The following is an 11,945-nucleotide window of genomic DNA, read 5'->3' as shown; positions in this document are numbered from 1 at the left end:
GGCGCCTCCCTTGGCGAGCGTGCGAGGCCTAAAGTGTAGCCTTGGCTACGGTTGCCCGCCACCTCCACCGCCACCTCCGCCGTCGCGCGCCGCCTGCCGCCTACCACCCGCCCCCTCGGCGATCGCCTTGAACCGCGCCAGCGTGGCCTTGCTGACATGGTGCTCCAGGCCCTCGCTATCGACCGCCGCCACCTTCTCGGGCACGCCGATGGCCAGCAGGAAGCGGTAGACCACCTCGTGCCGCTCGCGGCAGGCCCGGGCCAGCCGCGTGCCCTTGGGGGTCAGCTCGATGGGCTTGTAGGGCTCGGTGGTCACCAGCCCGCCCTCTGCCAGCCTCGAGACCGTTCGCACGACCGTCACGTGGCTGACCCCGAAGCGGTCGGCCAGGTCCTTCACGCGGCACTGGCCAAGCCGCTCCACGATCTCGGCGATGGCCTCGACGTAGTCCTCGGCCGTCTCGCTGGCGTGGTCGTCGCGCGTGCGCTGGTGGCCGCGGCGTGGCGGGGTGGGGGTGCCGGGCTGCTTCTTGGGGTTGGCCACGGGGCAACGTAGGCCCCGGGCCGTGCGCCCGGCCGCGGCCGCTATCCTTGCGGCCATGCCAGAGCGCATCCGCGTGGGCCTCGTGCACAACCGCTTCTCGGGCAAGGGCCGGGGACCGGACTTCGTCGCGCGCCTGCGATCTCGGGCCGAGCCGCTGGCGTGGCTCGATCTCGTGGATCTGCCCCTCGATCTCGCGCTCTCGGAGGGCGCCCTGGATGCGCTCGACGCGGTGGTCATCGTCGGTGGCGACGGCACCGTGCACCACGCCCTGGCCGCCCTCACGCAGGCCAAGAACGGCCGCGGCGTGCCAACCCTGATCGCCCCGCTGGGCACCGAGAACGTGGTGGCCAAGGAACTCGGCCTGACCCCGCGCGTGTCGCGCGTGCTGGCGGCGCTCGAGGCCTTCCGCGATGGCGCCCCCACCGTGCGCAGCGATCTGGGCCTGGTGCACCATCCGGACGCCTCGGCGGCTGACGGGCCCCTTCCTGGCACGCCCTTCGCCCTCATGCTGACCACCGGCCCGGACGCGGCCGTGCTGCACCGCGTCGCCCGGCAGCGCGTGGGCACCACAAGCAAGCTCGACTACGTCGTGCCCACGCTCACGCGAGCGCTGCGCCCCAGGGTCGGGCGCCTCAGCGTCACCGTCGACGGCCAGCAACTCGCGAAGGACCGCCGCGGCTGCCTCATCGTCGCCGTCGGCCCGCGCTACCCGCTGAAGCTCGACCTCGCGCGCAACGCCAGCCGCACCGATGGCCTGCTCGACGCGATGTTCCTGCCCGCCAGCACCACCGCGAGCCTCGTCGGCTGGGCCGCGATGGCCCGCCTGGGCCTGCACGTCCGCCACCCGCAGGCCCGTTATGCGCAAGGCACCCGCATCGAATTCACGATGCACGACCACGATCCCACTGCCGAGATGCTCGAGACCCTCCAGATCGACGGCGAGATCGAACGCGTGGCGTGCGATGCGCAGGGCCGCATGGTCATCGAGACGATGCCCAGCGCGCTGCCGCTCATCATGCCTGCGGCGAAGGAGGCCAGGACCGATCGCCGCCGTGGGGCCAAGCCGGCGATGGCGGGCGGGTAGGCCGTGGCGCTGGCCGACCTCATCAGCGTCGGTGTCTCGTCCGTCGGCCTGCTGCTCTTCGTGGCGGGCTTGCTGCTCTTCCGCAGCGGCAGGCGCTCGGCCGAGCCCACGTGCCCCGCGTGCGGGTACGCCATGGCGGGTCTGCGCGGAGTCGAGCGTGAGGGCCACCAATACGCGCCGGTCACCTGCCCCGAGTGCGGCCATGCGGCACGCAAGCGCATGCAGTTCTTCCGCCGCAAGCGTCGGCCGGCGTGGCTGCCGCTGGCCTTCCTTGGCATCGCCATCCTCGTCGAGCCGCTGGTCTTCGGCAACACCCGCCGCGTGTACGACCGCCTGTCCGACGCGACCATCGCCCACCTGCACGCGAACTGGGACGACCCCTACGCCCGCGACATCGTGCAGGGCCGCATCGGCATCCCCTCGACCACCGGCACTATCCATTACAGCGCCGCCGATACGCGCACGCTGGCCGAGGGCGCGATCCGTCGGATCGAGGCGGCCAACGCACGCGGCCGCTCCGAAGCGGTCGACCCGCTGGACCTTCGCATCCTGTCGCTGCACGACAACGCGCCGACCGACCCGGCCTTCAGCGCCCGCGTCGCCGCGGCGATGCCGCCCCTGTTCATCCATCCCGATCCCGGCGCCCGGCACACGGCGGCGGGCCTCTCCTGCGACCGGCACGATCCCGCGTCGACGCTGCCAACGGCCGTCGCTGCGGCCCAGGACCAGGACCCGCGCGTGCGCCATGCGGCGACGCAGGCCGTGTTCATGCACCTGCGACGCGGGCAGGGCGATGGCGCGGCCTTCGTCGCCCTGCTCGACGACGACGACGCGGGCGTGCGAGCCGAGGCCGCCCGGCTGCTGCGAAGGATCGCGCAACACTCGGCCTTGCCCGCGAGCCTCCTCGCCCCGCTCAAGTCGCTGCGGCCGCGTGACGAGGCGGTGGCCCGGGCCCGCGACGCGGGCCTGTTCGCGCTGCTCCAGGGCGACGAGCTGGTCGAGGCCTGCCGCCAGCGCCTGCGCGAGGGCACCGACGAGGAGCGATGGGAGGCCCTTCGCTTCGTCGGCCGCCGCCCGGCCCTGACCGCCGCCCTCCTGCCCGAGTGGGGCAAGGAGCGCCGCCCCCTGTTCGAGCACTGGCTCCCGGCCCAGACGGTCCGCCCCATCGACGAGGTGCTCGAGGAACTCGGCTTCGAGTGAGCGGCTGGGCGATACCCGAACAACCCCCCCCCCCCCGACACCCCAACAAACGCCGTGACGGTCTAAACAACGCCTGTAACACGACTTACGCGGCCAAAGCGTCCGCATAACCCTTGTTCGAAATCATTTCGAAGGCCTTCGAAGTGGTTTTGGAAGCCTTCGAAACTCTTTGAGGGGCCTTCGAGACTATTTCGCAAGCCTTCGAAACCCTTTGAGAGGCCTTCGAAACGCCTTCGCGGGCCTTCGAAGCCGTGTGGCAGGCACCCGGAACTCCATGGATGGCCTCCGAGGGGCCCCGTTGGTTCGTTCCCTACAGTTGCCGCCCGCCGGCCGATCGAGATCGGATCGCCGGGGGCATCCAAGAGGGAGCCACCCAATGCTTCAGCGCACCGCCGCCTGCGGCGAGCTTCGGATCGAGCACGCCGGCACGCCCGCCAACCTCGCCGGCTGGGTCAACAACTACCGCGACCACGGCACGGGCCTGGTCTTCATCGACCTGCGCGACCACACCGGGCTGACGCAGCTTGTTTTTGATAAGGAAGACGTGCCCGCGGAGATCGTCGCGGCGGCCGACAAGCTGCGCGCCGAGGACGTCGTCGCCGTGAAGGGCAAGGTCCGCAAGCGCGACGGCGGGCCCAACCCCAAGCTGCCCACCGGCGAGATCGAGCTGGTCGTCGAGAAGCTGGAAGTGCTGGCCAAGGCCGACACGCCCCCCTTCCAGCCCGGCGACGAGCAGAATCTCCCGGGCGAAGAACTCAGGTTACGCCACCGCTACCTCGACCTGCGCCGGCCCAAGATGCAGCACGTGCTGCGCACGCGGCACCGCGTCACCAAGATCGCGCGCGACTTCTTCGATGCGCTGGGGTTCATCGAGGTCGAGACGCCCAACCTGTGCCGGAGCACCCCCGAGGGCGCGCGCGACTTCCTCGTGCCCAGCCGATTGCAGCCGGGTGAGTTCTACGCGCTGCCGCAGAGCCCCCAGCTGTTCAAGCAGATCCTGATGGTGGCCGGCGCCGATCGGTACATGCAGATCTGCCGGTGCTTCAGGGACGAGGACCCGCGGGCGGATAGGCAGGCCGAGTTCACGCAGATCGATCTGGAGATGGCCTTCGTCTCGCGCGAGGACGTGCTCAACACGATGGAGGCCTTCGCCCGCACGCTGTGGAAGGAGGTCCTGGGCGTCGAGGTGCCCCGGTTCCCGCGGATGACCTGGCGGGAGGCGATGGACACCTACGGCAGCGACCGGCCCGACCTGCGCTACGACCTGGAGCTCGAGGACATCAGCGACCTGGCGGCCAGGACCGACTTCAAGGTCTTCACGCAGGCGCTCGAGAAGAATCCGGGCTCCGGCCATCCCTCGACCCGCGACGGCGGCGTCGTGAAGGCCTTCCGCGTGCCCGGCGGGGCCGAGAAGCTGACGCGGAAGCTCACCGACGGCTACGCCGAGTTCGTCAAGCAGTTCGGCGCGGGCGGCGCGCCCGTCACCAAGGTGGTCGCCACCGACCACGGCGTGGGCTTCGAGACGGGCATCGCCCGCTTCATCGAGCCCATCACCGGCGAGCTGGCCGCGCGCCTCAAGCTCGAGCCGGGCGACACGGTGATCTTCGGCGCCGACGCCTACAACACCTGCTCCAAGGCGCTGGGCGAGCTGCGCCAGAAGGTTGCCAAGGACCTCGAACTGATCAACAAGGACCAGTGGGCGTTCCTCTGGGTCGTCGACTTCCCGATGTTCGAGTACGACGACGAAACGAAGCGGTATTACGCCCTGCACCACCCCTTCACCGCGCCCAGGGCCGACCAGGCCGACACGCTGCTCAGCGCCAGCCCCGAGGACAAGCAGACGCTGCTGGGCGTGCTCAGCGACGGCTACGACATGGTGTGCAACGGCAGCGAGGTCGGCGGCGGGTCGATCCGCATCCACCGCCGCGACGTGCAGCAGAAGGTCTTCCAGTTGCTCGGGCTGGGTGAAGACGAGGCCAAGGCCAAGTTCGGCTTCCTGCTCGACGCGCTCCGCTACGGCGCCCCGCCGCACGGGGGCATCGCCTTTGGGCTGGACCGCCTGGTGATGCACCTGGCCGGCACCGACAACATCCGCGACGTCATCGCCTTCCCCAAGACCCAGACGGGGGCCGACCTGATGACTGAGGCGCCCTCGGCGGTCGACGAGGCGCAGCTCAAGGACCTGCACGTCCGCGTCATGGAAGCCGAGACGAAGCCCGTCGAGGCCAAGAAGCTCAGCGCCAATCCGACGTAGCGGCCGATGGACGAGCGGTACGTCCAGAGCGGCGACGCGAGCCTGTGGACCTGCGCCCAGGGCGACGGACCGCCGGTCGTCCTGTGCAACGGCGGTCCGGGCTGCTGCGACTATCTCGGGCCCGTGGCCGAGTTGCTTGCCAATCGCTACACCGTCGTCCGCTTCGAGGAACGCGGCTGCGGGCGCAGCTCGTTTACGCCGCCCTACGACTTCGGGCAGAGCGTCCTCGACCTCGACGCCATCCGCACCGCCTACGGCTTTGACGAGTGGACGGTCATCGGTCACTCGGCCGGGGCCGACCTCGCCCTGCTGCACGCACTTCGGTTACCCAAGCACACGACGTCGATCATCGGGCTCGCCGGCGGGCGCATCGTCAACGACCGGAGCTGGAGCGACGCCTACAAGGCGGCCCGCGACGCGGAGGGCGAGCCACTGCCGGAGCAGCCATTGGCCTGCGACGAGCGCGTGAATCCCGAGAGCAACGCCTGGTGGCGGCGGTTCATCACCGAGCCCGCGTTGCTCGCAAGGCTCTCGCGGCTCGGCGTGCCCGCGCACTTTATCCTGGCCGAGCACGACATCAGGCCCGCGTGGCCCACTCTGCAACTTGCCAAACTCCTGCCCGCCGGCTCGGCCGAGGTCATCACCGGCGCGCGGCACCTGATCTGGCTCGACGAGCCCGAACAGCTCGGCACGGCCATGCACCGAGTCCTCGATTCGCTCGGCGGCCAGACGCCCTAAGGCGTAGGCTGATCGCCCTCGATGGCCAGCGGGGTACTCGTCGTCGCCACCGGCTCGAACCGCAGCACCTCGATGCGGTCATAGCGAATCAGGTCTTCGTGGTTCCCGACGTGCGGAATCGTCAGCAGCCCGCTGCCCGCCAGGCGAAGACCGTGCGTGCGCTCGAAGGTCGCGATCCAGTTCTGACGCAGCGCTTCGTCGACGTAGCCATCGACGTAGAACGTCACGACCTCCACCGGCTGGCCCGGGTCGACGTCGCGCTGCTCGGCATCCTCGGCCTCTCGCTGCACACGCATGTGGTAGTTGGCAAGGAAGCGCGTGACCTCGCTCTGCATGCCCTCGGGCTCGGGCACGAACGCGGCGCCAAGGTCCTCGCGGAGCGACAACGGCCGGGGCCCATCGAAGCGCGCCGCGCCCCAGATGACGTCGGTCGCGTCCCGCAGCACGGCGTCGGTCGAGGACTTCTGCGGGTTGATCAGGTCGCGGGCCATCGAGGCGAGGGCGATGCACGCCAGCCCCGCCGCCGCCACGCGCACCGGGCTGCGCCACGCCGGAGCCCGCACCGCCTCGCCCAGCCGGGCCATCGACCACGCCAGCCCGCAGCCAGCCAGCACGCAGAAGATCGGCGCCAGGTAGAGCTGCAGCCTCGTGGGCGTGCCGAAGGGGTACTTGTGCAGGAAGCCCGCCACCAGAGCCAGCACGACCGGCCCCAGCAGCAGCACGAGCACGCCCAGCCTCCGTCGCCGCACGAGCAGCGCCACCCCCACCACCACGCACAGCAGCGTGGCGGTGCTGGCGAAGTTCTCCCCGCCCACGGGGTAGGGCATGAGCTCGCCCGTGAAGACGTCCAGGAACCACCACGCCGCCGAGGCGAGCGAATCGGTGGGCGGGAAGGCCTTCTGCCAGTAGTCGGCCATCCAGTCGGCCGTCTCGGTGCTGGCGGGCACCAGGAAGCGGTACGTACCAAGGAACCCCGCCAGCAGGCACGCCCCGACGATCCCTGGCTGGAACAGGTGCGTAGGCCAGCCGTGGCGAACGCCGGCGAGCGCCATGAACGCCACCGCCCCGCCGCCCACGAACACCGACGGGAACGACACCCCGAAGCCGACCAGCGCCAGCGGGCACATCGCCAGCATCCACGCCCACGGCCGGCGGCTCTCGCGCCATCGCAGGGCCAGCAGCATCCAGAGCACCGTGACGAGCATGTCGATGGCGTAGGGCTTGACCTCGGCGCTGTAGCGGATGGGCCAGTACGAGACGCTGAAGACCGCGACGGCCAGCACGTACCCCCAGCCCTCGAGCAATCGACGGACAACCAGCGGAAACAGGGCGATGGCGCCCAGCGCGCCCACGAACGGGAAGGCCCGCAGCGACCACTCGTTAAAGCCGAGGGTCCGCGTCGCGAACTCCTCGACCATGAGGAACAGCGGCGGGGCCATCTGCCCGAAGTCGAGCTCGCCCAGCAGCCCCTCGTAGCCGCGGCGTGCGATGTTCACCGCCAGGGCCGCCTCGTCGGGAATGAGCGGAAAGCCCAGGACATACCGAAGCGTGCACGCCAGGCACCCGAGTGCAACAAAGACCCACGCAAGGCGCTCGTGCGTCACGCGGACGACGGCCGGAGCGTCCAATCCGACGCCCGGTGCTGCATCAGGGAAGTTCGGCGCGGCGTCGTCCAATCGGCACTCGTGTATGCAATGAATGGCGTGATCCGGTGAGGGCGAAAACCGGTGCAACCAGCGTAGGAACGACGCCCCGATCAGAAAACAGACGTCCACAGGAGATACGCCGTCCCCGCGGTTGCCAGCAGCGCCAGCAGGGTCGCCAGGCCATCCCGGGCCGAGATGGCCAGCCCGAACAAAAGGATGGCGCCCGCCGGGGCGGCCACGGCAAACGGGATGAACCCCAACGGGAACATGGAGATCGCCAGCAGGATCACCACGACGCTGATCACGCGTTGCATCACGTCCCCGGTGAGCCATTGCAGGCGGGGCTGGATCAGCACGTCCAGGCGGCGCATCCAGGGCCGAACGCGATCTCGCGCCCGATCCCACTTGTCCTTGGAGACCGATCGCCTGGTGAGCTTTGACGGCAGCCATGGGTGGTCGAGCCCCAGCAGATGCTGCCCGGCCACGAGCACGACGAAGATGGCGATGATCGCCGGAGCGCCGGGCACCGCCCCGAGCGGGCTGAGCCCGATCAGCCCCGGCATCGCCAGCAACGGACCAAACGCCCGGCTGCCGAACGCATCGAGCATGTCCTTGACCGCCAGCGAATCATCGCCCTTCACCTGGTCGTCCAGATCATCGATCAGATCGGCGAGTTTCTTGGGTTGGTCGGCCATGCGGTCAATCGTTGCCCGTCGCGATACGAGGATCACCCGATGACGTCGAGCAATCCGCGCAAACAAGAAGCCCCCGCGGAACGCGAGGGCTTTCGAAGCGAGGCGGACGGGACTCGAACCCGCAACCACCGGATCGACAGTCTCAATCCGGTCGTTCCGACACCCTCCGCGAAAGGTCAAAAACCGCCCTTCGACGCTCAAGATCGCGGTTTGACTCCCCCCAGTTGCGGTGCGGTTGAGGGGCAGTTTGGGGGTGGTTTAGACGCACTTTTAGACGCACTTTCTCAAGCACCAACGTCCACGACCGCGGAACTCGTCGCGCTGATCGCCTCTTGGCAACGCCTGCCCCAAGAGGTGAGAACCAGCATCCTCACACTCATTCGAAGTGCGGTCCGAGGATCCGAGGCCCAAGGCGACAACGCCGCCACGAACCAGTCGAGTGAGTCGGCGAGCGGTGACCGAGCACGCAGCTGCAATCGTCGCGGTTCCGATGGGGCGGGGCCACTTCACCAAACCGGCTGAGTCGCATTCACGACGGCCAAGCAACATGGTATTATAGCCATAACGTGTGTGCCGCTTGGCGGCACCGAGAATCGGCGGCGAGAGGCTCAGGCCTTCAACCTGCGAGCGAACAGGCGGCCCAACGATGCCCGACCAAGAGAACGTGCGATTGACGAAGGCGAAGCGTGTGCTGGTCACACCCGCAGAGGAAGCAGAACTCACGAAGCTGGTCGCCAACATCGCGGCCGAACTCGGGACACCGGTCAAGCTCAGCCACCTCCAGCGTGCCTCGCTTCGGCTGCTGCATCACGCGACGCCGCAAATCCTCGCGGTCGCAAGCGCGGCCGAGTTGCAGCGCCCGCCGAACGACAACCGCGACGCGCTCGCCGCGTTCGAGGAGTACCTCGCGCACATGCTCCTCGTCGCATACAAGCGGACACCGCACACGCTCTGAGCCTGCCGGGCCCGGAGTCCTCGACGCCCGTGAACGCCTCCCCGGCTCGCACTCGACTGCACGCGGTCGTCGCCACTCTTGGTCGCTGTGTTCAGCCCTTCGCCTGCCAGTTCGTCCAGCGACCCGTCCCGCCTGACGTCGCCGCGGTCTCCGATGGGTCTGAGCCTTCCCGCATGGGTCGCCTTTCTGGCCCGCATTCCCGCTCGATTGACTGCCCGCTCGTTGCTCGGTGTCAAGGACTACTCGCTACGCTGCGTTCCTCCTTTGACACCTCGCGTCCTCGCGGGCGTTGCATCGAGCCATTGGGAATGCAAACCAGAAAGGAGAACGACCCATGCAAAAGCAACGCCCCATTAAGGAGTACCGCCTCGGCAACATCAAGGCGGCCGTCTGGTCGCACGCGGACGAAGACCGCACGCGTACGACGCTCCGATTCACACGCCTCTACTACAAGGACGGCGTGTGGCACTCCAGCGGCATGTTCGACGTCCGCGACCTGCCGACGCTCGCGGAGCTCGCCAACGAGGTCCGACGCGAGCTTGCCCCCGTGAAGGTCTCCATCTCGGAGACCGCAAACTAGCACCCCGAGAGACGGCGTCCGCCGTCTCTCTTCATTTACTGACTAAGCGGTGTCGTGCCGGCCTTGCCGGCACTCCCCATTCCTCTCGGCTCGCCCGCACCGGATGCCCAGCCCGGCATCCGGGCGGCCTCGCATCGGCAAGCCCGTGCCAGGCCTCCGCTCGCCCCCCTCCCTACGGCCTGGCACTCGGCTTGCACCGCCGCCACGCCGCCACGCACCCGCCTCGCCGCCTCCCCGCCCGACGACTTCGCCGCCGACGTGGAACAGCGCCTTCGTCGCTCCGCTCCTCAGCAATGACACTGGGGCCGCGGCTCGGACTCCCGGCCCATTCGGACCGGGAGATCCTCGACCGGGGCCTGGTGCGAGCCCTTCGCGATTCCTCACCTTGAACGGTAAGGACATCGCTCGTCTCGCCCCCACCCCACCGAGCGATCGCCGTTCCCGCTAAAGCGGGAAGACGGCTCTCCGCTCATGGCTGTCGGTCTCGGGTCGGAAGCAAGGGCTGCCAGGCTGGACGCCATGGCATCCCTTGCATTTCCGACCCTCCCTGCCGTTCTCCGGGCGCTCGTCCGGCTGGGGCCGTCCTCGCTTCCGCGGGCCTGGGGGCCCGCTGGCGGGGAGGTCTCAGAGCGTCCGCAGACGGCACTCAAGACGGCACCTTGCTCCACTCAACGACGGTCCATCGCGATGGACCGTCTACCCCTCCTGAAGGCGAATGAACGGGCATTTCGATCGCCGTCTGCGGGGCTCTTCGACCCCGCCTTGTCGTTCATTCGCGCCTTCATTCTTGTACCGGTGTCGAATGCCAGATACCCTCCTCTCAGGAACATGCAGCTGCAAGACCGAGACCGACTGCTCCTCCGGTCGTTGTCGCTGGATGTCCGGCTGGCGACCCCGGACCAAGTTCGCCGAGGCTGGGGCTGGCCCGACGGCCCGTCCGGGCTCCGGAACTGTCGCTACAGGTTGAGAGCCCTTGTCGAGGCCGGCCTGCTCAGGGCCATCACCGTTCCCAGCACTCCGGTCCTTGCACTTGAGGGCCCGGTTTTCGCGTGGTCGCCGGGTGACCCCGCACCCAACTTCGACACCGTCGCCTACGCCTTGCAAACCCGATGGGGCGACGCCGACGAGCAACCCACCCGCGCCTACGCGGCGACCTTCAAGGCCGCGGCATCGTTCGGTGGCCGGGGCCGCAACCGATACACCAGGCTCGAGCAAGCCACCCACGACCTGCACGTAACCGAGCTCTACATACGGATCCGCCAAGAGGAGCCTGAGATCGCCAACCACTGGGTTGGCGAAGACCTCATCGCGCCAGAGTTGGAGCGATTCGAGAAGCTGGCGGACGCCGAGATACGCGATGGCGACCAGACCCTCCTCTATCTCGAATTCGGTGGTCGTTACGGAGCGCGCGAGGTCCGCAAGAAGCACGAGTTCTTCTCCGGCGAGCCGCTGCGGCCCGGTGGTCCCCGTCGCACTCCCGCACCCTACGAGATCTGGTAATGGCACAGTCACCTGGCGTCCGCATCACCGACCGCGACCTCGACATCATGGAGCATGTCTGTCGGCATCGCATCACCACCAGAGAAGCGGTCCAAGCCATGTTCCTCCCGGAACACGAGCTCAACGCGGCGACCAAGGTCCTGTCTCGCCTCGCGAAGGCCGACCTGCTCACGGGCGGCATGCTCCCGGACGGGCAGACGAAGTACTGGCGCCTGAGCAAACGCTATGTCCGGTCCAATGGGCTCCATCCATACAACGCCAAGCCGCTGACCTTCGGCCCCGCCGTCGAGCACTTCGGCGTCTTGGCGTTCTGCTGCCTTCAGGCCACGCCGCGTCACCTCTTCACCCGCGATGAGTTCCGCGATCTGTTTCCCGACCACTATGACGAACACCTCCTTCGCTCCCACTACTACCTCGACGTGGATAGTCATGGGACCGAGCGACTCGGCCTGATCTTGGTCGATGCAGGCGGCCGCGATGAAGCCCGGCTTGTCCGGAGATTCCGTCAGGTGTACCGCCGCCGGCTTGCCCTTCCCGGGTTCCGGCAGCGGTTGCGAGACCCCAACCGACTCTTCATCATCGCTGTCGTCGTTCCCAACTCGGACAAGAAGGCGGCGGTGCAGCGTGCGATCGACCGGGCGGAGAGCCACGACGAGCAGTGGCCTGTCACGTTCCGCGTGAGCGTCGAACCCCGCTTGGAGCGGATGATGGTGCCTTATGCCGCCTAGTCGCCACCAGTTCTTCGGAAACTTT

General features: G+C 68.5%; 11 protein-coding genes and 1 tRNA gene. 8 read left to right on the top strand and 4 right to left on the bottom strand.

The features are described from left to right. Window positions 1–45: 45 nt before the first annotated feature. Window positions 46–540, bottom strand: coding sequence for a manganese-binding transcriptional regulator MntR (gene mntR, locus RIE32_01745; GenBank protein ID MEQ9094967.1), 495 nt, complete (start codon window positions 538–540; stop codon window positions 46–48). A gap of 55 nt (window positions 541–595) precedes the next feature. On the opposite strand from mntR, the gene RIE32_01740 reads away from it, so the two are divergent. The 4 genes from RIE32_01740 (at window position 596) to RIE32_01725 (ending at window position 5,816) form a co-directional block, all read left to right on the top strand. Continuing rightward, window positions 596–1,624: a diacylglycerol kinase family protein gene (locus RIE32_01740; protein ID MEQ9094966.1), complete on the top strand. Its 1,029-nt coding sequence runs from the start codon at window positions 596–598 to the stop codon at window positions 1,622–1,624. A gap of 3 nt (window positions 1,625–1,627) precedes the next feature. Further along, the gene (locus RIE32_01735) at window positions 1,628–2,824 is read left to right on the top strand and encodes a hypothetical protein (protein ID MEQ9094965.1); all 1,197 of its coding nucleotides are present in this window, start codon (window positions 1,628–1,630) and stop codon (window positions 2,822–2,824) included. 376 nt (window positions 2,825–3,200) lie between these two features. Beyond that, window positions 3,201–5,078, top strand: a complete 1,878-nt coding sequence (gene aspS / locus RIE32_01730) for an aspartate--tRNA ligase (protein ID MEQ9094964.1) — start codon at window positions 3,201–3,203, stop codon at window positions 5,076–5,078. Window positions 5,079–5,084: 6 nt separating this feature from the next. After that, on the top strand, window positions 5,085–5,816 hold the full coding sequence (locus tag RIE32_01725; GenBank protein MEQ9094963.1) for an alpha/beta hydrolase: 732 nt from the start codon (window positions 5,085–5,087) through the stop codon (window positions 5,814–5,816). Here RIE32_01725 and RIE32_01720 read toward each other — a convergent pair. The 3 genes from RIE32_01720 to RIE32_01710 form a co-directional block, all read right to left on the bottom strand. Further along, entirely contained in the window at window positions 5,813–7,492 is a 1,680-nt protein-coding gene (locus tag RIE32_01720) for a glycosyltransferase family 39 protein (GenBank protein ID MEQ9094962.1), read from the bottom strand. The two genes, RIE32_01725 and RIE32_01720, sit on opposite strands and share 4 nt — an antisense overlap. 80 nt (window positions 7,493–7,572) lie before the next feature. Beyond that, window positions 7,573–8,157 carry an exopolysaccharide biosynthesis protein gene (locus RIE32_01715; GenBank protein ID MEQ9094961.1) on the bottom strand — a complete coding sequence of 195 codons (585 nt, stop codon included), beginning with the start codon at window positions 8,155–8,157 and terminating at the stop codon, window positions 7,573–7,575. A gap of 98 nt (window positions 8,158–8,255) precedes the next feature. Next, window positions 8,256–8,324: transfer RNA gene (locus RIE32_01710), tRNA-Ser, on the bottom strand. Window positions 8,325–8,803: 479 nt separating this feature from the next. Here RIE32_01710 and RIE32_01705 point away from each other — a divergent pair. From RIE32_01705 to RIE32_01690, 4 genes are all read left to right on the top strand, one after another. After that, a complete protein-coding gene (locus tag RIE32_01705) occupies window positions 8,804–9,112 on the top strand; it encodes a hypothetical protein (GenBank protein ID MEQ9094960.1) in 309 nt (102 codons plus the stop codon). Between the two features lie 334 nt (window positions 9,113–9,446). Beyond that, window positions 9,447–9,692, top strand: a complete 246-nt coding sequence (locus RIE32_01700; GenBank protein MEQ9094959.1) for a hypothetical protein — start codon at window positions 9,447–9,449, stop codon at window positions 9,690–9,692. Between the two features lie 963 nt (window positions 9,693–10,655). Further along, entirely contained in the window at window positions 10,656–11,192 is a 537-nt protein-coding gene (locus RIE32_01695) for a hypothetical protein (GenBank protein ID MEQ9094958.1), read from the top strand. Beyond that, a complete protein-coding gene (locus tag RIE32_01690; GenBank protein ID MEQ9094957.1) occupies window positions 11,192–11,920 on the top strand; it encodes a hypothetical protein in 729 nt (242 codons plus the stop codon). Before RIE32_01695 ends, RIE32_01690 begins: the two co-directional genes overlap by 1 nt. Window positions 11,921–11,945 lie beyond the last annotated feature (25 nt).

This window comes from Phycisphaerales bacterium, assembly GCA_040221175.1.
GTDB lineage: Bacteria > Planctomycetota > Phycisphaerae > Phycisphaerales > UBA1924 > JAHCJI01.
Note: the sequence above shows the minus strand (reverse complement) of the source record. Positions and strands in the feature narration are given on the sequence as shown.